The organism is Bacillus sp. z26 (assembly GCF_058313635.1).
The window spans coordinates 673,197-693,499 of the sequence record NZ_JBZFQM010000002.1 but is presented as its reverse complement, the minus strand read 5'-3'; the positions used below and the strand labels follow the sequence as shown (position 1 = coordinate 693,499).

Annotated in this window: 21 protein-coding genes and 1 tRNA gene; 16 read left to right on the top strand and 6 right to left on the bottom strand. The window is 36.3% G+C overall.

The features are described 5' to 3' along the window. The first annotated feature begins 102 nt into the window (after nucleotides 1-102). Nucleotides 103-732, top strand: a complete 630-nt coding sequence (locus tag AC4G3K_RS08520; protein WP_491076605.1) for a TetR/AcrR family transcriptional regulator — start codon at nucleotides 103-105, stop codon at nucleotides 730-732. Nucleotides 733-807: 75 nt separating this feature from the next. Here AC4G3K_RS08520 and AC4G3K_RS08515 read toward each other — a convergent pair whose 3' ends face one another. Together AC4G3K_RS08515 and AC4G3K_RS08510 are read right to left on the bottom strand one after the other, a co-directional pair. After that, nucleotides 808-1,260 (bottom strand): SRPBCC family protein, encoded by a 453-nt coding sequence (locus tag AC4G3K_RS08515; protein WP_491076606.1) that lies wholly within the window; start codon nucleotides 1,258-1,260, stop codon nucleotides 808-810. Nucleotides 1,261-1,366: 106 nt separating this feature from the next. Next, complete coding sequence (locus AC4G3K_RS08510; protein WP_491076607.1) at nucleotides 1,367-2,998, bottom strand: FAD-dependent oxidoreductase; 1,632 nt, start codon at nucleotides 2,996-2,998, stop codon at nucleotides 1,367-1,369. Between the two features lie 531 nt (nucleotides 2,999-3,529). Between AC4G3K_RS08510 and licT the strand changes: the two genes are divergently transcribed. The 6 genes from licT (at nucleotide 3,530) to ulaA (ending at nucleotide 10,438) form a co-directional block, all read left to right on the top strand. Next, nucleotides 3,530-4,390 (top strand): BglG family transcription antiterminator LicT, encoded by an 861-nt coding sequence (gene licT, locus AC4G3K_RS08505; protein WP_491133037.1) that lies wholly within the window; start codon nucleotides 3,530-3,532, stop codon nucleotides 4,388-4,390. Nucleotides 4,391-4,610: 220 nt separating this feature from the next. Continuing rightward, nucleotides 4,611-6,524 (top strand): beta-glucoside-specific PTS transporter subunit IIABC, encoded by a 1,914-nt coding sequence (locus AC4G3K_RS08500; protein WP_491133036.1) that lies wholly within the window; start codon nucleotides 4,611-4,613, stop codon nucleotides 6,522-6,524. A gap of 159 nt (nucleotides 6,525-6,683) precedes the next feature. Next, nucleotides 6,684-8,123: a glycoside hydrolase family 1 protein gene (locus tag AC4G3K_RS08495; RefSeq protein WP_491133034.1), complete on the top strand. Its 1,440-nt coding sequence runs from the start codon at nucleotides 6,684-6,686 to the stop codon at nucleotides 8,121-8,123. 323 nt (nucleotides 8,124-8,446) lie between these two features. Next, the gene (locus tag AC4G3K_RS08490; protein ID WP_491133033.1) at nucleotides 8,447-8,896 is read left to right on the top strand and encodes a PTS sugar transporter subunit IIA; all 450 of its coding nucleotides are present in this window, start codon (nucleotides 8,447-8,449) and stop codon (nucleotides 8,894-8,896) included. 11 nt (nucleotides 8,897-8,907) lie between these two features. After that, nucleotides 8,908-9,180 carry a PTS sugar transporter subunit IIB gene (locus tag AC4G3K_RS08485; protein ID WP_491133032.1) on the top strand — a complete coding sequence of 91 codons (273 nt, stop codon included), beginning with the start codon at nucleotides 8,908-8,910 and terminating at the stop codon, nucleotides 9,178-9,180. A gap of 1 nt (nucleotide 9,181) precedes the next feature. Continuing rightward, a complete protein-coding gene (ulaA, locus tag AC4G3K_RS08480) occupies nucleotides 9,182-10,438 on the top strand; it encodes a PTS ascorbate transporter subunit IIC (RefSeq protein WP_491133031.1) in 1,257 nt (418 codons plus the stop codon). Between the two features lie 318 nt (nucleotides 10,439-10,756). Here ulaA and AC4G3K_RS08475 read toward each other — a convergent pair whose 3' ends face one another. Then, nucleotides 10,757-11,356, bottom strand: coding sequence for a hypothetical protein (locus AC4G3K_RS08475; RefSeq protein ID WP_491133030.1), 600 nt, complete (start codon nucleotides 11,354-11,356; stop codon nucleotides 10,757-10,759). 333 nt (nucleotides 11,357-11,689) lie between these two features. Here AC4G3K_RS08475 and AC4G3K_RS08470 point away from each other — a divergent pair, with 333 nt between their 5' ends. From AC4G3K_RS08470 to AC4G3K_RS08460, 3 genes are all read left to right on the top strand, one after another. Continuing rightward, nucleotides 11,690-11,998, top strand: a complete 309-nt coding sequence (locus AC4G3K_RS08470; RefSeq protein ID WP_491076612.1) for an HIRAN domain-containing protein — start codon at nucleotides 11,690-11,692, stop codon at nucleotides 11,996-11,998. A gap of 315 nt (nucleotides 11,999-12,313) precedes the next feature. After that, on the top strand, nucleotides 12,314-12,514 hold the full coding sequence (locus AC4G3K_RS08465; protein ID WP_491076348.1) for a cold-shock protein: 201 nt from the start codon (nucleotides 12,314-12,316) through the stop codon (nucleotides 12,512-12,514). 271 nt (nucleotides 12,515-12,785) lie between these two features. Further along, nucleotides 12,786-13,649: a cation diffusion facilitator family transporter gene (locus AC4G3K_RS08460; RefSeq protein ID WP_491133029.1), complete on the top strand. Its 864-nt coding sequence runs from the start codon at nucleotides 12,786-12,788 to the stop codon at nucleotides 13,647-13,649. Between the two features lie 200 nt (nucleotides 13,650-13,849). On the opposite strand, the gene AC4G3K_RS08455 is transcribed toward AC4G3K_RS08460, so the two are convergent. Then, a complete protein-coding gene (locus AC4G3K_RS08455) occupies nucleotides 13,850-14,341 on the bottom strand; it encodes a hypothetical protein (protein ID WP_491133028.1) in 492 nt (163 codons plus the stop codon). A 636-nt stretch (nucleotides 14,342-14,977) separates the two neighbouring features. Beyond that, nucleotides 14,978-15,589, bottom strand: a complete 612-nt coding sequence (locus tag AC4G3K_RS08450; RefSeq protein ID WP_491133027.1) for a DUF6944 family repetitive protein — start codon at nucleotides 15,587-15,589, stop codon at nucleotides 14,978-14,980. 486 nt (nucleotides 15,590-16,075) lie between these two features. On the opposite strand from AC4G3K_RS08450, the gene AC4G3K_RS08445 reads away from it, so the two are divergent. Further along, nucleotides 16,076-16,276: a cold-shock protein gene (locus AC4G3K_RS08445; RefSeq protein WP_491076348.1), complete on the top strand. Its 201-nt coding sequence runs from the start codon at nucleotides 16,076-16,078 to the stop codon at nucleotides 16,274-16,276. Between the two features lie 387 nt (nucleotides 16,277-16,663). Here AC4G3K_RS08445 and AC4G3K_RS08440 read toward each other — a convergent pair. After that, nucleotides 16,664-16,736 (bottom strand) — tRNA-Val (locus AC4G3K_RS08440). A 527-nt stretch (nucleotides 16,737-17,263) separates the two neighbouring features. Between AC4G3K_RS08440 and AC4G3K_RS08435 the strand changes: the two genes are divergently transcribed. The 5 genes from AC4G3K_RS08435 to AC4G3K_RS08415 all read left to right on the top strand — a co-directional run bounded on the left by AC4G3K_RS08435 (nucleotide 17,264) and on the right by AC4G3K_RS08415 (nucleotide 20,291). Next, nucleotides 17,264-17,359 carry a paeninodin family lasso peptide gene (locus AC4G3K_RS08435; RefSeq protein ID WP_491076621.1) on the top strand — a complete coding sequence of 32 codons (96 nt, stop codon included), beginning with the start codon at nucleotides 17,264-17,266 and terminating at the stop codon, nucleotides 17,357-17,359. 75 nt (nucleotides 17,360-17,434) lie between these two features. After that, nucleotides 17,435-18,364: an aldolase gene (locus AC4G3K_RS08430; RefSeq protein WP_491133026.1), complete on the top strand. Its 930-nt coding sequence runs from the start codon at nucleotides 17,435-17,437 to the stop codon at nucleotides 18,362-18,364. Then, complete coding sequence (locus tag AC4G3K_RS08425) at nucleotides 18,361-18,660, top strand: lasso peptide biosynthesis PqqD family chaperone (protein WP_491133024.1); 300 nt, start codon at nucleotides 18,361-18,363, stop codon at nucleotides 18,658-18,660. Before AC4G3K_RS08430 ends, AC4G3K_RS08425 begins: the two co-directional genes overlap by 4 nt. 12 nt (nucleotides 18,661-18,672) lie before the next feature. Beyond that, nucleotides 18,673-19,143, top strand: coding sequence for a lasso peptide biosynthesis B2 protein (locus AC4G3K_RS08420; RefSeq protein ID WP_491133023.1), 471 nt, complete (start codon nucleotides 18,673-18,675; stop codon nucleotides 19,141-19,143). Then, a complete protein-coding gene (locus AC4G3K_RS08415) occupies nucleotides 19,143-20,291 on the top strand; it encodes a nucleotidyltransferase domain-containing protein (protein WP_491133022.1) in 1,149 nt (382 codons plus the stop codon). Before AC4G3K_RS08420 ends, AC4G3K_RS08415 begins: the two co-directional genes overlap by 1 nt. The last annotated feature ends 12 nt before the right edge of the window (nucleotides 20,292-20,303 follow it).

Here is a 20,303-nt window from a genome sequence, read left to right as displayed (position 1 = left end):
ATTTTAAATAGAGTGTTGGGAACAGTTTATCTAACGTCTGTGTTGAACGTTACCCACATCTTTTTTTGAAAAATAGTATAATGTTATTTAGTAGGTGATAATATGAATAAAAAAATCGAAAGACGTATAAGGATGATCCAATCTGCGAGAGAATTATTTGCTGAGCACGGGTTTGAAAAAACAACCATGCAAAAGATTGCAGATGAATCTAATGTAGGAGTAGCGACTCTATTTCGCTATTTTCCGAAGAAAGAGCATTTAATTATTGAAGTTATTAAAGAAGTAATCGAACAACAGGTACCTATCTTTGAGGAAATTATTAAATCGAACAAAATGGGCATAGAAAAAATGGATGATGTGTTAACGGCGTATGTTAACTATATAAATGAAGAAAATAGTACTTCATCTAAGTTGTTGGAGGCTTTTGAAGTGTATATTGCTTTTATGCCAATTGAAGTTGGACTGCTAGAAGAAATACATAAGGCTTATGGAAAGATTAGCGGTATTATTTTTACCATTATTAATGAAGGTAAGAGTGATGGCAGCATACAGCTTTCGCAAACGAATGAATTGTTAATGAGTACAATCATGAATATGTTCGGAACGGCTGTAAAGAAATATTCTTTATATTCTTTAATACCAGAAGATGTTTTTATCCCAGCCCCTAAAAAAGAAAATTTACTAATTATAAAGGATATAATCCTATCCTACTTAAAACATGTGAAACAATAAAAAAAGCGGTCATATGCTGTGAACTGTCCCGAAATTACTTTGGGGCAGTCCACGCTGAATTGACCGCTTTTTTCTTTATTTTACTGTATTTATCTCAAGTAGTTTTTCTGCAATCGCGTCTGTCAGTTCTTCCGCTGTTTGTGGGACAAATTTTGTTAAAATTTGGTTTACCATTGCGCCCATCATCCCGCCAGCAGTGATATCAAGGTGACCTGACATTTTTGTTGTCTTTTCATCAATAACTTCAGCACGGAAATAGCCTCCGCCATTAAAGTTATCGGATAAGCCTTTTAAATCAAAAATGACTTCAGATGGCTCGTTCCATTCTTTAATATCAATTTGCAGCTTAACTGTTTTTTTCATAAATCCTAAGTCACCTTTGAAAGCCCAGGTAGATTGGCGTTCACTTAAAATCTCATGGTCAATATATCCTGGAACAAGCGGAGCCCAGTTATTCATATCATGAACAAACTCCCAAATTGTTTGAATATCTAATGGTAATTCTACTGTATGTGTTCCTTGTGGCATTTTTTGCACCTTCCCAGTTCTATTTTGATAGGTTTTAATTGGCAGCGCTTGCGCTATTGCTAACAAATAAGTAGTTAACTATAATAAGACGCTGTTTACATTTATTTTATGAATTGGCTGCGTGTTGTCCTGCTAGGAAGCCAAATACCATAGCTGGTCCGATGGTTCCGCCGGCGCTCGGATAAATGGGTCCCAGTGGATTGCCTGAAGCATTACCGGCAGCGTATAATCCTTTAATTGGTTCACCTTTAAAGTTAACAACTTGTCCATTTTCATTGATTTTAGGTCCACCATTCGTACCGAGCGCACCTAAGTAGATTGGTAATGCATAGAATGGACCTTTTTCAATTTTGCCTAGATTGTTTTCAGGGCTTCCTCCACCACTTGTTAAGGCTTCAAACTGAATAGTACCTCGGTGGAAATCAGGATCTTCCCCTTGCTCGCAATAGTCGTTCCACTTGCGAATCTCATCTTCCAGACCATCAGGATCGATACCGATCTTTTCTGCCAGTTCACGGATGGAATCCGCTTGATCGAGCCATTCCGGTGCAGGTTCACCAGGGGCCATTGTAATAATCAGTTGGCTGTCTTTCAGTTGTTGATCGAATATCATCCAGTTTGGTCCTTTGTTTGGAAACTCGACTTTTACTGGATCATAATTAAAGAATGCTCTTGGCATATCGTTATAGGTTGTGCCTTCATGTACGAATCGGCGTCCGTACTTATTGACGATAATAGAGTTTGGACCATTACGTCCGCCACCGAGCTGTGCCATTACGTTATCTTCATATTCAAATGTTGGATCCACCATTGCTGGATACCACCATGCTTCACTCATATTTTCAAGCGCTGCGCCAGCTTTCATTGCCATCATCAGTGCGTCACCTTCATTGCCAGGAGGTGTGACAGGATGAGTGAACTCCGCTTTTAAGAAGGCTTTGACTAATTGCTTGTTCCATTCAAATCCGCCAGATGCAAGAATAACTCCTTTGCGTGCACCAAAACGTAAAACTTCACCATCTTTTGTTTCAGCGACAATTCCGATTACCCGCTGTCCATCCTCATCCATAATTAATTCTTTTCCAGCTGTTTCAATTAAGGTTTCTACCCCTCGATCCAAACAGGCTTTAAATAAAGAAGCAATTAATGAACGACCCATAGTGACAATGTTATTTTGCATACGCTCTGCAACTAACTGGAAGTCAATTCCTCCAACAGCTCCGCCTTCTTCTAATGTCAAAGGAGGGAAGAGAGGATTTTGACGTACTAACGGACCCCATTCACCAATCTCATTTAAATTAAATGGAGCAGGATCCATGGAACGTGTTCCGTGTTTTAATGCCTCATCCATACGTGCATAATATTCTGGATAGGATTTTGGAGAAACAAATTTAACAGGCGTATGGTCACGTAAAAATTCAATGATCTCATGCCCCTTATCTACGAACGTTTCAATCATATGATCATCCGCTCGGCCAAGTGCTAAACGTTTGATGTAAGTAATTGCATCCTCACGATTATCTTCGTATCCTTGTTCTTTCATATAAGGATTAAGTGGAATCCAAGGAACTCCTCCTGAAAATGCAGTTGTACCCCCGATTTGATGGGTTTTTTCTAATACAAGAACACTGGAACCGCTTTCAGAAGCGGCCACAGCAGCTGTCAATGCAGCACCACCAGTACCTAAAACGATCACATCTACTTCTTTATCCCACTGAGTTGGTATTGAATTTGACATTAATTCATCCCCTTTGTTGCTTTTTGATAGTAACGCTATCAATAAATTTATTATCTATGATTATTCTAAATATTTCAAGTCAATTGTCTAATTTTAGAAAAATTTTAGAATATAAAATATCTTAATATACAAAACTTCAAGATTATTAAAAAGAGGGACATCATCCTATACGCAGCATTTTCTATTAAACACCTGTTACATAATAATAGAAAATTACCGAAAATTTAATTGGAAATTCCTAAAGGATACACAAGACGGATCTCGAAAAATCCAATCGTAAGTAGATCTCTTGGAATCTATTTGGTGTACACAAAAGGCTTCAGAATTTGCAAGTGGGTAATGGGAGTTTACATCGTCTATATAATTGAACTGCCGTATTGTAATAGTAGTTTCGTTGTTCTGAGAAATGGTAGTTATCTGTCTATTCCTAACCTTCAAAAAGAATCAACCCAATATATCTTTTTTACTATACGATTGAAGCTGTGTTAAAAAAAGGTTATATTGGTAAAAATAAACTAAGGTTGTGTTTAAATGGAGATTAAGAAAGTTTTAAACAATAACGTAGTTATAATAGAGAATGAGAAAAATCAGGAAATGGTTGTGATGGGGAGAGGGCTCGCTTTTCAGAAAAAGGTTGGGCATTCCATTGAGGAGTCCAAGATAGAGAAAACATTTGTATTGCAAAATAGAGGAATATCAGAAAAACTGAATCAATTATTAAAGCACACTTCTGAGAAATATTTAGATATATCTACTGAAATTTTAGAGTATGCTCAAGCAAATCTTCCATACCAATTAGATGATTATTTATATGTAGCATTAACCGATCACATAAGTTTTGCTATAGCAAGAAGTGAACAAGGCATTCAATTAAAGAATAATCTTTTATATGAAATTCGGAAATACTATAGTAAGGAATTTAGAATAGCGATAAAGGCATTAGATATGATAGAAAAACATACAGCTATTCGTTTAGGTGAAGATGAGGCAGGATCGATTGCATTGCACTTAGTGAATAGCCAAATATCTGGTGAAAACATGCAGGTTGCAGTACAAGTGACAGATATGGTTAATAACATTTTGAATATCGTAAAATATCATTATCAGATGGAGTTGGATGAAACGTCCATTAACTATGAACGTTTTGTAACCCACCTTCGTTATTTTTCCATTCGTTTTACAAGGAAAGAGAAGATGGAGGAAACCGTTGACGTTTTCCTTTATGAACAAATTCAGCATAAATACGAAAAAGCATATGCTTGTACGCAAAAAATAGATATTTACTTAAATGAGTATTTTAATTGGCCCTTATCAAAGGATGAAAAAGTCTATTTAACTGTGCATATCCATCGGGTAACGTATCGTCAGCAAGCTATGATAGAAAATGATTAATGCTTGAAAACGCTTTATTTTTTTATTGACATAGTATAGAAGTCATGGTAAATTTAGGGTGTTAATGTTAACAAAAACTATATATTCACATTTAGGAATGTTACCTATTTTGGGCATAACCTGAATCGATTAGAATGGATCACACTATCTATGTGTGTCTGTCCCTGATCGTTTCAGGTTTTTTATTTGCAAAAATTTAACGAAAAGAGGGGAGATAATTATGAAATACAGTCAATTAGCTAAGGATATTATTTCGAATGTTGGCGGAAAAGAAAACGTTAACAGTGTAGTTCATTGTATTACTCGTCTTCGTTTTAAGCTAAAGGATGAAAGTAAAGCGAATACAGAAGTATTAAAAAATATGGACGGTGTAGTAACCGTTATGAAAAGTGGCGGCCAATATCAAGTTGTCATTGGAAACCATGTGTCAGATGTATACAAAGCGGTTGTAGCTGAAGGTGGTTTTGAAGCGGAACAGCCTGTGGAAGAACAGGGTGGTGAAAAAGGCAATTTGTTTAACCGATTCATCGATTTGATATCAGGAATCTTCACTCCAATTCTTGGTGTATTAGCAGCTTCCGGTATGATTAAAGGGTTTAATGCGTTGTTTGTCGCTATTGGATGGCTAGATCAAACAGGTGGAACGTATCAAATTTTAAATGCTATAGGTGATGCCCTGTTCTATTTCTTACCGATTATATTAGGATATACAGCAATGAAAAAATTCGGTGGAACACCATTCTTAGGTATGGCTATTGCAATGGCTTTGGTTTACCCAGCGCTTGAAGGAATTCCTGGAGCAGGTAAACCTTTATATACATTATTTGCAGGAACCTTGTTTGAATCACCAGTATATATTGAGTTCTTTGGTATACCAGTCATTTTAATGACATATTCGATGTCTGTTATTCCAATCATTGTATCTGCATTCTTTGCAGCAAAATTAGAAAGATTTTTATTAAAAGTAATTCCAGATGTCGTCAAAATGTTTTTAGTACCAATGTTTACATTGTTAATCATCATTCCCTTGACATTCATTGTGATTGGCCCAATCGCTACATGGGCAAGTCAGCTTTTGGGTACGGCAACTGTTTGGGTTTATGATTTAAGCCCGATTATAGCAGGAGCTGTTATTGGTGGTTTCTGGTTAGTGTTTGTTATGTTTGGCCTTCACTGGGGACTGGTTCCAATCGGAATCAACAACTTTGCAAGTCAAGGTTGGGACCCAATCCTGGCATTAATGTTTGTTCACTCTTTTGCCTTAGCAGGTGCTATCCTGGCAGTTTGGATCAAAACGAAAAATCAAAAAACCAAAACACTTAGTGCACCAGCTTTCATATCGGCTATGTTTGGGGTAACTGAGCCAGCTATGTATGGTATTGCTTTGCCGCTTAAAAAACCGTTTATTTTCACCCTGATTTCATCAGCCATCGGTGGAGCTATGTTAGGATTTTTCGGTTCTGTAGGATATGCAATGGGTGGTCTTGGTATATTCCAGTTTCCTAGTTTTATTCCTAAAGATGGTATAGATATGTCAGTAATAGGTGCAGGTATAGCTGCTGTCTTTGGTTTGGTATTAGCCTTCGTATTAACATATTTCTTCGGCGGTATTAACAAAAATAAAGCTGAAGCGCTAGGAATAGCTCAACCAGCCGCAGCTAATGAAGTATTAACTTTGAAAAATGAGGTTATTGTAAGTCCTTTTAATGGGGTTGTAAAAAATTTAGCAGACATTGACGATACAGCTTTTGCATCCGGTGCATTAGGTAAAGGGATTGCAATGGAACCTACTGAAGGCAGATTATTTGCTCCTGTATCTGGTATGGTTTCAGCATTATTCCCAACGCATCATGCCATTGGAATTACATCAGATGAAGGTGCGGAAATTTTGATCCATGTAGGGATGAATACGGTTCAATTGGATGGTAAACATTTTAATGCTCATATTACACAAGGAAGTCGTGTGGATAGAGGTCAACTATTAATAGAATTTGATATTGATGCAATTAAAGCAGCAGGATATGAACTGACGACACCAGTCGTTGTTACTAACCATAACCAATATGAAATTACATTTGTAAATCAGAAAGTAGTAAAAGCTCAGGATTTATTAATTGAATTAAAAGCAAAATAATAAAAGCTTAATAGGAAATGCGTTTCCATGAAAAATGGAGCGCCTTTCCTTCTCTATGTATAAATGAAGAAAAATAAAAAAGAATTCTATTTCAAATGTTAAAGGTATTCACAAACTGGTAAAGTTTAATTTTCTGTATAAAATTAGGAGGTTATTAGGATGACAGACAAAAAGATATTTCCAGAAGGATTTTTATGGGGCGGTGCAACAGCTGCCAATCAATTTGAAGGTGCGTATCAGGAAGGTGGAAAAGGACTGAATCTTGCAGACGTTTTGCCTGGCGGCAAAGCAAGACTACAATTATTAGCGCAAATTGGCTTTGATTTTGAAATTGATAAATCAAAATATACGTATCCAAACCATGAGGGAATTGATTTCTATCATCGTTATAAAGAAGATATTGCTCTTTTTGCAGAAATGGGCTTTAAAGTATTTCGTTTAAGTATTGCCTGGAGCCGTATTTTCCCCAAAGGCGATGAATTAGAGCCTAATGAAGAAGGTTTGGCTTTCTATGATCGTGTATTTGATGAACTACATAAATATGGAATTGAACCATTGGTAACAATCGCACATTATGAAACACCTTTGCACTTGATTAAGGAATATGGCGGATGGAGAAACCGTAAATTAGTAGAGTTCTTTGAGCGTTACGTACGAGCTATTTTTACTCGTTATAAAGGTAAGGTGAAATACTGGCTGACTTTTAATGAAATAAACGGTGCAACACATATGCCATTGTTGGGGCTGGGTTTTTCTCCTGAAAGTGAAGAAACTCGTATGCAGGACAGCTTTCAAGGTCTGCACCACCAATTCGTTGCAAGTGCACAAGCGGTTAAAATCGGACATGAGATCATCCCTGGCTCACAAATTGGATGCATGCTGATTTATGCTCCGGTTTATGCATTTGATTCCAATCCAGAAAATATTATGCATGCGAAAAGGGAAGCAGACATCTTTAATTTCTTATGCGGGGATGTACAAGTGCGGGGGGGATATCCTTACTTTATTGAAAGATATTTTAAAGAAAATAATGTGAAGCTGGATATCCAAGAAGGCGATCTAGAAACGATTAAAGAAGGAACTGTTGATTTTATTTCGTTTAGTTACTATATGTCACGAACAGAGAAAATAGAAAAAACACCTGAAGAAGTAGGTGAAGGAAATTTAATCGGCGGCGTTAAAAATCCATTTTTAAAGGCAAGTGATTGGGGATGGGAAATAGACCCTGTAGGTTTAAGAATTGCTTTAAATGAACTGTATGGCCGTTACCAAAAACCTTTAATGGTTGTAGAAAACGGATTGGGAGCCTACGACAAAGTAGAGGAAGACGGATCTATCAATGATGATTATCGTATTGATTACCTTCGTGAGCATATTGCACAAATGGGCGAGGCTATTAAAGATGGTGTAGATTTGATCGGTTATACAAGCTGGGGATGTATCGATTTAGTAAGCGCCTCTTCCGGTCAATATTCTAAACGCTACGGCTTTATTTTTGTGGATAAGCATGACGACGGAAGCGGCACATTAGAACGCAGTCGCAAAAAATCATTCTTCTGGTATAAAGATGTTATCTCTTCAAATGGAGAAAATTTATAATTGATTTCAATCAGTGGGGTATTATCTCACTGATTCATTTTAATATAATATGAAAATCATTAAATTAAAAAGCCGGTCTAAGACTGGCTTTTTTTAATTATCATGCAAAAACATCGTTCTATCTTTTATACAAGTGTAGTTGCTTTCTGTACTTTTCCTATACTAAGGAAAGAATAGTTGAGACTCATACTTCTCAAGTTAGTTTATAGAAATGTAACTTGGAGCACTATCGGAATCTAAATAATTCACAGAAAGATAGAGGGAATATATCGACGAGTAGAATTATATGAATAGTAATAACTGATTAAGAAAGAAGGTGAATGGTGTTAGATCAGATTCTAAATACAAATTTAATCCAATTTAAAGATCGATTAGAAACATGGGAAGCAGCTATTCAGTTTGCCGCTGCTCCCTTGTTGGACAATGGTTCTATTGAACAGACATATGTAGATAAAATAATCAGCACTACTAAGGAAATCGGTCCTTATTATGTACTCGCCCCTAATATCGCTTTGCCCCATGCAAGACCTGAATTTGGTGTGAATCAAATGGGATTAAGCATTCTTGTTATGAAAGAGCCGGTATGGTTTTCGGATAAAGAGCATCATAAAGTTCAACTGATCATCGTATTGGCAGCAGTCAATCATCAATCACATCTTGGAGCCCTATCTGAATTGGCTGCTGTATTAGGTAACGAAACGAATGTTAACAAACTAATCCATTCCAAATCCAAAGAAGAATTTTTAAACCAATTAATTACATCGGTCCAATAGGAGGATATAGTATGAAAATATTAGTTGTATGTGGCAATGGTTTGGGTAGTAGTTTCATCGCAGAAATGAATGTAAAGAAAGCTTTGCAGGAAATGAATTTGGAAGCAGATGTAAGTCATACCGACTTAACTACCGCTAAAACAGAAACAGTAGATTACTATATTGGTTCACCTGAAATCATGGAACAGTTAGATGGAAAGGGAAGAAATGTCATTCCGCTTATTAATCTATTCAATGTCGATGAAATCAAAACTGTTTTAGAAAAACATTTGGGGGACATGTAAAATGGATTTGATTATAGATATATTAAGTACACCGGCGATTTTAGTAGGTTTATTCGCGCTGTTTGGTTTATTGCTGCAGAAAAAAGGAGCCACAGAGGTTGTATCTGGAACATTGAAGACGATTATGGGCTTTCTTATTATTATTGCTGGTGCAACGGTCATCACGGGTTCTCTTGCTTTCTTTGGGAAAATGTTTGAGAAAGGCTTCGATATAGATGGTGTGATTCCGAACAACGAAGCTATTGTTGCGATGGCTCAAAATACTTTCGGTACTGAAACTGCTTTAATCATGTTGTTCGGTATGTTAGTTAATATCCTATTAGCCCGTTTCACACCATTTAAATATATATTCTTAACAGGACATCATACCCTGTTTATGGCTTGTTTGTTAGCTGTGGTATTATCCACAGGCGGACTAGATGGAGCAGCTTTAATTATTACGGGGTCACTTATTCTAGGATTATTAATGGTTTTAAGTCCAGCCCTATTACAACCGTTTGTTAGAATGATTACAGGTACTGATGACATTGCGATTGGTCACTTTGGTTCATTCGGATATTTTGTGGCTGGATTAGTAGGTAAAGCAGCAGGTAATAAAAGAAAGTCAACGGAAGATATTAATGTGCCAAGAAGCTTAGGGTTCCTTAGAGATACATCAGTAGCAATCTCATTAACTATGTTAATTATGTTCTTTATTGTGTCGATTGCTGCTGGTCCAGCTTATGTCGAGCAAGAGTTGAGCGGCGGTCAGAACTTTATTGTATTTTGCATTATCCAAGCAATCACTTTCGCGGCAGGTGTTTATATCGTGTTAGCTGGTGTTCGCTTGTTGTTAGCGGAAATCGTTCCTGCTTTTAAAGGGGTAGCGGACAAAGTGGTTCCTAATGCTAAACCGGCATTAGATGTACCAGTAGTATTTCCTTTCGCTCCAAATGCCGTCATAATTGGGTTTCTTTTTAGCTTTCTCGCAGGTATTATAAGTATGTTTTTACTTCCGTTAGTTGGCTTGAAAGTAATCGTTCCTGGTTTAGTTCCACACTTCTTCTGTGGGGCCACAGCTGGTGTATTCGGTAATGCAACTGGCGGCAGGGTAGGAGCAATGTTAGGTGCATTTGTTAACGGTATTCTTATCAGCTTCTTGCCAGCATTATTATTACCGGTGTTGGGAGACTTAGGTTTTGAAGGGACAACATTTGGCGATACCGATTTCGGTATAGTAGGTATTTTCCTGGGTAAGTTAATGGAACTATTTATGTAAATTTATAAGATAGAGAGAGAAGAGGATCATGATATCTGCTCTTAAGAATTTTCAAATATTCGTGCACTTAAGTGTTAGGAACAGAAGGAGGGATGAAACTTCTTCTGTTTTTAATGTGGTTTATTATAATTACTTACAATAGTTATAGAAACTAGCATACAGAAAGAGCTATTGGGATTCATTGTATCAATAGCTAGTTATATTGATCCGAATAGTATATTTAAGAATAATTTCTTTCTTTCCTTACCTACAGAAATTTTTAAGTGGGGTATAAGGAAAAAGCAATATACTAATTTTGTAGTTGCGTTTCCTTTAATGCTATGAATAAGATTTTCTGCGTAGACCTAGGTATTCAGTTGCCATAATTATAATTAGAGCTTTCTTTGCTCGTTGATGCGCTAATACAATGTTTGAGCATTTTTCATGTGCTTGGTCCAGTACATTTTTGACCTCTTGCCACTTTTCTTCTGCGATTTCATCCGGGAACCACTCATTTGCAAAACCTGTAATCATATATAATGAAATTACTTTCTCGGGGAATGAGGTGGTATCACGATTGTCCAGTTCTTCTATTATACTTGCTAATTTCACGTTTGATTTGAGCAGATAATAAAAGCTTGCTATCTCTTCATATAAAGCATCCAGCTCTTGCTTGTGATGTAATGCTTGGAGCGTTGTCACCGCTTCTTCTATCGAATCAAACCAATTCTTTGTTCCGGAGATTAAAAGATTGGTTTGTGGGTCTGTTAAACCGAACCCTGTTATCACTTCACAATCTGGGTAATGCATGAACAATTCGCTTTTTGTCGTAAAGATATCGCCGGGATAGGTTTCTCCTAATGTATTATATATTTTATTGGCATAGAGACGAATCAAGTTTCCTTCTTTCATTTCCACTATCACTTCTAGCTTTTCCATTTTGCATTCCTTCTTTCATATAGGTTTTAAAATAAGGGCAGCTATACTGGAAATTTGTTTTAAAAGAACTTAGATGTATCAAAAAAAGAATGGTCATATATTAACCTTACCTTCTTGGTTATCATTTTGTATAGAGACAAATTATTACTTATAAATCCATTCTCTAAAAAATCAAAAACATGTTAGTGCTGCTTAACTTGAGATAAAGTTATAGGCATTCTCCACATCGAGGTCAAAGTATCTTTCTGAGTGAAATATTGAAACTAATTTCAGTAAAATTCGTATATTAATAGAGAGTAAAGTAATAAAAAGTGTAGCTTGGAGGGGTTAGGAATGGCAGAGAAATATATATCAATTGTAGGTGTTGGTCATTATTTTGGGGCAGATATTTTTAAGGTGGGACAGAAGATTATCTTAAGAAAAGACTTGGATAATAAGTATGATGATGAGGCAATTCAAGCTGAGCTTGATACAATTGGCAAGGTTGGCTATGTGGCTAATAATTATCAGACAGTCGCAAAAGGAACACGCAGTGCAGGCAGAATTTATGATACGTTCGAGGATGTATGCATGGGGCAAGTAGTCTTTATTGTAAAGGATACGATCATTGTTGAAATATTGGGGGGTGTTGAGAGTGTTTAAAGGGGATGTCCCCAAATTTAATAGGATCTATACGCCAGGGATGCTACGTTCCTCCAAGGCGTATTTGTATGACGAGTCTAATTAAATGAAACTTAACCAAATAGTTTCTGTTGGAGGAGATTAATTCACAATATTAGTTGGAGATGAATGGTGAGAGTCTTATTGTTTGCTATTATGAAATAAGTCTGTTATTCTAAAGAAGAATTATTTTTGTTCGGCGGTTTCAGATTGAGAAGCAGTTTTGATTTTCGTCTAAGGTATTTGAGCAAGGATAGTAATACATTGTGTGGATATCCACACTAGGAGGCAACAATTATGGAACAAGGTAAAGTGAAATGGTTTAATGCAGAAAAAGGTTTTGGATTTATCGAACGTGAAGGCGGAGAAGACGTATTCGTACATTTCTCAGCAATCCAAAGCGATGGTTTCAAATCTTTAGACGAAGGTCAAAGTGTAACGTTTGAAGTAGAACAAGGACAACGTGGCCCACAAGCTACAAACGTTCAAAAAGCTTAATAAAAGCTAATGATAGACCCTACATCTGTAGGGTCTATTTTTGTTTTTTAATCAATATAATGGTCAATAAAAAAGCCTTATTCAATAAATGAATAAAGCTTGTGTAACAAACGAATGAAACTGTAATAGCAAATGGCAGGCTAAGTATAGCACAGCACTTGAGTAATTCCTGATTTAAAAAGGGCGTGAGAGAAAATGGGAGTTATAGACACGCTTACTATTGAAATGTATAATACATAGACTTGACCTTTTCTATATTGGAGGACTATTGATGGAGTCATACGATAACCTTAAAGCCGGTGAAAAAGGTGCCTGGCTTAGTATTATCACATATATCATTTTATCTATTTCTAAATTGATCATTGGTTATTTTGGGAATTCTGAAGCACTCCTCGCTGATGGATTAAATAATTCAACAGATGTAGTGGCATCAATAGCCGTTTTAGTCGGATTGAAAATAGCTAGAAAGCCACCTGATAATAACCATCGATATGGGCACTATCGTGCAGAAACAATTGCATCACTTGTAGCAGCATTCATAATGATTACAGTAGGTATTCAGGTTATTGTCGAAGGTGTTAAAAGTTTAACTACGGCAGGTAATGACGTACCAGATCTGTTTACTGGATGGGTTGCTTTAGCCAGTTCCTTAATTATGTTTCTTGTCTATTTATATAACAGCAATTTAGCCAAGAGAATTAAGAGTTCTTCAGTGAAAGCTGCAGCAAAGGACAATTTATCTGACGCACTTGTTAGTATTGGAGCGTTTATTGGTATTATTGGTTCTCGATTTGGTTTTCACTGGCTGGATACGGTTACCGCAATTATAGTGGGGTTAATTATTATTAAAACTGCTATCGAAATATTTAAGGATTCTGCACTTGAACTTACAGACGGTTTTGAAACTGAAGAATTAGAAGCGATAGAGAAAACCGTTAAAAAGAATCCTAATATAGAAAAAGTGAAAAGCATTAAAGCACGAACCCACGGAAATCAAACATTTGTGGATATTGTTATTGTAACCGACCACAATCTCACTGTTTTTGATAGTCATCAAATCACTGAAGAAATAGAGAACAGTTTACTGGAAAAACATCATATACAAAATGTTCATATTCATATTGAACCAAGATAGGTACTCATTGTACGAACAAGGACATTAATCATAAGCAGGATTAATGTCCTTTTATAATGAACTTCTTATGGTAGTAAAGGGCAGGTTAGTGTAACAAGATAAGTATATAAATGCTTTTTTTTCTCGGAAGAAACTAGCATGAGGTATATAAATCTACGAGTAAAAGAGAACAATAGGGGAAGGAGATGTGTGAAATACATTCAATTATATCTAGTGTACAAAAAATTTTGTATATAAATAACCTCATTTTTTAATGAATTAAACAATGAAAATAAAGTGTTCATATCATTTTGTAATAGGGTGATTTGATTCTCGATATTACTAAATTGTTTGTTTTGTTCTTTTCTGTATTCTTGCTCATTTAACTCATTTAATTCTGATTGCTTTATATCTAGAAAGGCTCCGCCCATTGATACTAAATCACCAATTGTTATAGTACTAGCCCCAATTAATGCTAGGATAAAGCCTAAATTAGATTCATCGTCTTGGTCAGGTGAAAGAGGGTAATCTGCTGTATTTTCTATTTGCTCTTCTTCTTCAATTTCTCCAATTTCGCCAGCTTCAAAGCTGATGCCGAGGATTGTAAAAAGGTTACCTATTGTGACGATCATTTGGCCAAATAAATCTACTTTATCTCCAAACTCTACCGGCAAAGATTCGATAAATTGATTTTCCAAGTCCTTTTTAATCAACTATAATCACCTACTTGATTGTAGTCTGATTTTCTCCATTACTTTTAAAATAGTTTGATTTAAATCCTCTTGAATCCTTTTTAAAGATAAAAAATCTTTCTCTAGTTTTGTTTCATTTATTTCAAAAAACTGATCCATACTTTCAGTATTAAATACGTCGTTTAAGCAATTTAAAATCCCTTGGAAGGAAGACACTAATTGACTATGTTCATTGTTTAAAAATGATGGAGGAATTGTATTTTCTAAACAATGAACGCTAGTTCGTGCAACAATCGCAGCATTTTTTAAATCTAAATAGTATTGTTCTGGATTTATGATTAAACCATTATCGGTAAATCTCGGATAAATTTTATTTGATATATAGACTAAATTACCACCTGCAATTTACCATTTCATTTCCCCCGTAAATCTATAATTAAGTTAAACCAATATATGCCCAATGGCAAAAGAAGTTCCATGTAAAAAATTATAGAATCTGGTTTGCTACTGTGACTACAGAAAAGCGTTCTTCCTATTGGAGCACTTAAGTATTGTTAATAGTCTGCCTAATAGATAAGGGCTCCCCATAAATCTGTTACATTTTTTGGGAAACTTTATTGAGATAGAAATAGAATTATATCTGTAGTTTGCTTTCAACTAATTAATATACTGATATTCGGGCTGACCCGGTTCACTCATACTCTGAGCAATTGCCTGGATGATAGCACCAATGGCTTGTAACCAGCTGCCTATTGAGTTAAACTGCTGTTTTATTGAGCTGGTTGAAGGCAAATATCCTGCTATTACCAACATATTAATTCCAATTGTTTGCAATAGACCTCCGAAGGCATTATATAGATCAACAAGAGTAATGCTTCTTTTCACCGTATACATAAAAGACAAAGCGGTCCCTAATGCTTGTCCTTCATTTCCTAGATTGAATATGGTTTGTTGTGAGTTTGAATCATTAAATGGAAGGATATACCCGGCCACTTCGGCAGACAATCCGCCCGTTTGAATTATATTACCAACCTTATTTAGTGAAAGGCCCCTCTCCATGTCAACCAGTACTGCTGTCGCCGCAAGCTGAAGATTGTAACCAACTAAATTAATATCAGATGAGACCTTATTATTGAGTGATATAGGTGCTGTATTTCCAATGGCAGTTACAATCCTGCCAACAGCTCCTACCCACGTTGCGCCTGTTGTAATCTCTGATTTGTTCTCTATTCGAATCACCAACTTAATTTGTGGTTTTAGTTTAGTCATACAACATTGTATTCAAATCAGAATATTTATGTTCTGTTAAATTAATGGGTATTTTCGTATAGATTGATGCTATTTGTCCTAAAAAAAAGTGAATAACTGTCTTTAGAGGATAACTGTTTGTTGAATAACATCAATATGCCGATTTTTCAGATTTACTTTAACACGAGCAAATCTATTAAAAAGTAAACAACAAATAGAAATAGATCTAAAACTCAATTTCAAGAAATATTTAGGTCTATTGTTCGTATACGAAGAAATGGTATACAAATTAATGTAAAACAAAAACCAACACTTAGAAAGATTAAAACAAGTTGAAGATGAAAGGTAAGAGTCTTATTATTTGCTGTTCTGAAACTTATCTGTTATTCTAAAGAAGAATTATTTTTGTTCGGTTTCAGATTGAGAAGAGATTTTGATTTTCGTCTAAGGTATTTGAGCAAGGATAGTAATACATTGTGTGGACATCCACACTAGGAGGCAACAATTATGGAACAAGGTAAAGTGAAATGGTTTAATGCAGAAAAAGGTTTTGGATTTATCGAACGTGAAGGCGGAGAAGACGTATTCGTACATTTCTCAGCAATCCAAAGCGATGGTTTCAAATCTTTAGACGAAGGTCAAAGTGTAACGTTTGAAGTAGAACAAGGACAACGTGGCCCACAAGCTACAAACGTTCAAAAAGCTTAATAAAAGCTAATGATAGACCCTGCATATGCAGGGTCTATTTTTGTATTTAAATAAATTTGGTCAATAAAAAAGCCCTATTCAATAAATGAATAAAGCTGATGCAACAAATATATGAAACTAGTAAATCAAATGGTAGGCTAAGTATAGCATAGCGTTTGAATAATCCCTAATTTAAAACAGAGATTCGCACTGTAACCGCCATAAATGATTGAAGTTTAAAAAGAGACCATCAAAAAATAATGAGGCAGCATTCCTTTGATGAATGTAAGTAAATAGGTTTCTTATTTCATAAGGAGAATTAACTTTTTAACATTAGGGCATTTACCGTAAAACTGCAAAAAGGCTCAAACCCTTAATATACTTAGGTTTAAGCCTTCTCGAAAAGTATGATCCCGACTGGGTTCGAACCAGCGACCCCCACCCTGTCAAGGTGGTGCTCTCCCAGCTGAGCTACGGAATCAGAATAATATGTAATGGAACAATATTTAATATAAAGGGTTAGACAAATAAAGTCAAGATGAATTTTGGTTGTTGGGTAGGTATTTAATGTGATTTCACTGCTGAAGAAATATAAATCTATCATCCTCATATAGAAACAATTAATAAATTCTTTCCATTCCTTTTACTCCCAATAAAAAGATACCGCACCTAAGCTGAAGGATCATACTGTAAATATCCGGCGCATTTCAATGCGAATTTTGTCAGTTAAAAGGTCTTTTTTGTTTTTTAAAACATTTTTTAAATTTTTTGAAAAATTTGTTTGACAGAATATACTAGAGATGATATTTTTAGGTTATATTAGTTCTCTATAAAGAACTAGTGACTATTTATCTATAAAATAGTTTAAGAAGTTTGAAAGACTGGTTGTAATTTGGATTATCCTTATGAAAATATCGCATAATCCAGTGCAATATTAGAATCATATAGGCTAATTATGCCTGTGTTGTTCTAAATAAAGAACATATATACATATAAGGGGGTGAAGGAATGAAAAAGGAATGGCAAAAACCGAATCTACAGGTTCTTGATGTAAAAATGACTTTTAGTGGTGGAGAGCTTAACGGCGGACATAGAGGAAGCTGATTGTACTGAAAAGAAAAGTGCCCTTATACAAATTTAGCGTATAAGGGCTTTTTTTAAAAAAATGGAGTGATGATGTTGGTTCAGGTATTGAAACAAATGATGTATCAAGCGTTTGGTTTTACAATCTCGAGTGCGATGAAGCTGCCAGAGTTAATTCAGATTGAACAATCAAGCTCTCCATTAGATATCGTCATACAGTATGAACATTTACTAGATGAATGGAACCAGACCTTAGATAAAGAAAAAGGATATTCGGTTAGAGGCAATCGTGTTTTATTTGAAATTGAAGAGGTAGCCGTCTTTGCTGTTGAAGCTGGAAAAACCATCAGCATCTCTCCGCTACTGGGGTCAGATGAAGATGAGATCAGGCTTTATGTATTGGGAACCTGTATGGGAATTATTCTAATGCAGCATCATCTATTTCCATTTCACGGAAGTGCCATCGTGCTTGATGGTGAAGCATATGCCATAGTCGGTGAGTCGGGTGCCGGAAAATCCACGTTGGCTTCGGCCTTTATGGGTCAGGGGTTTAAATTGTTAAGCGATGATGTTATTCCAATTTGTTTTACCGGGGATCGCCCAATGGTCATTCCATCTTATCCATCCCAAAAGCTTTGGCAGGAATCATTGGATCATTTTGGAATGAAATCCTCAGATTATCAACCTTTATATGGAAGGGAAACGAAATTTTCCGTACCGGTACGTGAGGGTTTTCTGCAAAAATCTGTACCGCTTGCCGGTGTTATCGAGCTATTGCCTGTCGATGAGAGTGCTGTTTCCATCACTCCGGTGAAAGGACTGGAACGGCTGCATACCTTGTATAGGCACACATATCGTAATCTTTTTTTAAAACCGCTTGGATTAATGGATTGGCATTTCGCTCGTTCGATTGAATTAAGTAATCAACTGACTATTTATCAGTTAAAACGGCCGATTTCAACATTTTCCGTGTATGAACTAGTTGAAAAAATTACATATATAACAGGGAAGGGGAGGAAAGAATGAGTAGTCAAGTAAAAGCTGTGACAGCCGAGAAGTTTGTTCAAAAGGAAGGTAATATGGTCAGTGATATGGATGGAGAAAAAGTAATGCTAAGTGTCCATAATGGTAAATATTATAATTTGGGTGAAGTCGGCGGACTGATTTGGGAGTTGTTGGAGGAACCTAAATCTATCAAGGAGCTTGTGGATCGATTGAGAGAAGAATATGACGTGAGCCGTGAAGAATGTGAAAGTCAGGTTCATACATTCCTGGAACTGTTAATAAAAGAAGAGTTAATCAATCAAACCATTACATCCTAAGGAGTTTTGTTCATGAATTTCATTCAGAAAGCACGGACCTTGCTCTCTTTAGATGGTAAAACTTTCTTGATGTATTTGGAAGCATATTATTTTTTAGGAGTGGCCCGGATACAAAAGAGCTTGCCCTTCTCCAAGGTTGCCCCAACCCTCGGCAGTAAAATGGAGGAGACACCTCTGTCTTATGTGCCAGCCCATACTGAGATCCTGCAGTCCGTATCTAAAAGTCTGGAAACAATGAGCAGATATACATTTTGGGAAAGTAAATGTCTTGTGATGGCGATTGCAGGAATGAGAATGCTTGAGCGTCGTGGCATTGACAGTACTCTCTATATGGCAACAGCAAGAGATGAGGAAGGTAAGATGAAAGCCCATGCCTGGCTGCGGAGTGGATTATACTTTGTGACTGGGGCAAATGGGAAGGAAAGATATACGGTGGTGGGGACTTTTGCTAAAAGAATGGGCGATCAAAAGGAGGAGAAATAATGGATAAACAGACTTTGCAAACAACTGGTTTTTCCAAAGAGCTGAATCTGATGCTCGCCTTGATCAAAAATGACGGGACTTCCATTCAACAGTTAATGAAGAGTTCGATTAATTGGCATGTATTTCTGGAGGTTGTCAAGCACCACAGACTGTATCCGATTATTTATAAAAAACTAAATGGTGGTTTGGGTGAAGAAATTCCTCAGGAAACGATGGCTCTGCTCCGGAATCTTTATCAGCAAAATACCTTTCAAATGATGAAATTGAGTGCTGAAATGGAACATATATCAAGTATTTTTCAAGAGAGTGAGATTCGTTGTTTATTTCTGAAGGGTCCTGCACTTGCTTTTCAACTATATGGAAACTTATCGATGCGCACTTCCAATGATCTAGATTTATTAATTCCTTTAAAGGACTTTGAAAAGGCAGATGCCATCCTCCTTAAAAGAGGCTATGAAAGGGATGGGTATAAACGATCGGTTTTAGGAGATTGGAAATGGAAAAACCATCATGTGGAATACAAACATCCCAAAACCTTTCAAAAAATAGAGCTTCATTGGAAGCTGCATCCAGGTGGAGCGAAAGAACCGAGTTTTGACCAACTTTGGAACCGGAGGAATATCAGTTCTTTGACCAAAAAACCAATTTATTTACTAGGTACAGAAGATCTTTATTTATTTTTGATGATTCATGGTGCACGTCATGGATGGTTCCGCATACGTTGGTTGCTTGATGTTGCAGATTTGTCTAAGCAAATTCAAGATTGGCAAGTGATAAAAAAGATGCAGCGGAGATATGAGGTAACCCATATCGCTGCCCAGGTGCAATTATTGGCAGAAAAATTAATAGATCAGAAGCTTCCACTCGTCAGTCATGTGACGGTAGGATCGTATCAATTAGCTGAAGATGCCCTCTTTTTAATTATGAATGAGATTGATATCCATGATGATAAACTTTCAAGACGGTTTGCCAAAAACGCCAATGGCTACTATCAATCTATCATGACGAGAAGGCAAAAGGCCTTTCGAATGATTGGAGCTCTTTATCCTTGTATTGATGATGCCAAGACATTGCCATTGCCTAAAGCACTGCATTTCTTATATTTTCCGCTGCGGCCGTTTTTGTGGATGTGGAGGCAGCTCGTTTAGTTGGGGGAGAGC

Coding starts and splice junctions, on each gene's coding strand:
- AC4G3K_RS08520 (WP_491076605.1), top strand. CDS start 103: ATGAATAAAAAAATCGAAAGACGTATAAGGATGATCCAATCTGCGAGA.
- AC4G3K_RS08515 (WP_491076606.1), bottom strand. CDS start 1,260: ATGCCACAAGGAACACATACAGTAGAATTACCATTAGATATTCAAACA.
- AC4G3K_RS08510 (WP_491076607.1), bottom strand. CDS start 2,998: ATGTCAAATTCAATACCAACTCAGTGGGATAAAGAAGTAGATGTGATC.
- licT (WP_491133037.1), top strand. CDS start 3,530: ATGGAGATTAAGAAAGTTTTAAACAATAACGTAGTTATAATAGAGAAT.
- AC4G3K_RS08500 (WP_491133036.1), top strand. CDS start 4,611: ATGAAATACAGTCAATTAGCTAAGGATATTATTTCGAATGTTGGCGGA.
- AC4G3K_RS08495 (WP_491133034.1), top strand. CDS start 6,684: ATGACAGACAAAAAGATATTTCCAGAAGGATTTTTATGGGGCGGTGCA.
- AC4G3K_RS08485 (WP_491133032.1), top strand. CDS start 8,908: ATGAAAATATTAGTTGTATGTGGCAATGGTTTGGGTAGTAGTTTCATC.
- ulaA (WP_491133031.1), top strand. CDS start 9,182: ATGGATTTGATTATAGATATATTAAGTACACCGGCGATTTTAGTAGGT.
- AC4G3K_RS08475 (WP_491133030.1), bottom strand. CDS start 11,356: ATGGAAAAGCTAGAAGTGATAGTGGAAATGAAAGAAGGAAACTTGATT.
- AC4G3K_RS08470 (WP_491076612.1), top strand. CDS start 11,690: ATGGCAGAGAAATATATATCAATTGTAGGTGTTGGTCATTATTTTGGG.
- AC4G3K_RS08465 (WP_491076348.1), top strand. CDS start 12,314: ATGGAACAAGGTAAAGTGAAATGGTTTAATGCAGAAAAAGGTTTTGGA.
- AC4G3K_RS08460 (WP_491133029.1), top strand. CDS start 12,786: ATGGAGTCATACGATAACCTTAAAGCCGGTGAAAAAGGTGCCTGGCTT.
- AC4G3K_RS08450 (WP_491133027.1), bottom strand. CDS start 15,589: ATGACTAAACTAAAACCACAAATTAAGTTGGTGATTCGAATAGAGAAC.
- AC4G3K_RS08445 (WP_491076348.1), top strand. CDS start 16,076: ATGGAACAAGGTAAAGTGAAATGGTTTAATGCAGAAAAAGGTTTTGGA.
- AC4G3K_RS08435 (WP_491076621.1), top strand. CDS start 17,264: ATGAAAAAGGAATGGCAAAAACCGAATCTACAGGTTCTTGATGTAAAA.
- AC4G3K_RS08425 (WP_491133024.1), top strand. CDS start 18,361: ATGAGTAGTCAAGTAAAAGCTGTGACAGCCGAGAAGTTTGTTCAAAAG.
- AC4G3K_RS08420 (WP_491133023.1), top strand. CDS start 18,673: ATGAATTTCATTCAGAAAGCACGGACCTTGCTCTCTTTAGATGGTAAA.
- AC4G3K_RS08415 (WP_491133022.1), top strand. CDS start 19,143: ATGGATAAACAGACTTTGCAAACAACTGGTTTTTCCAAAGAGCTGAAT.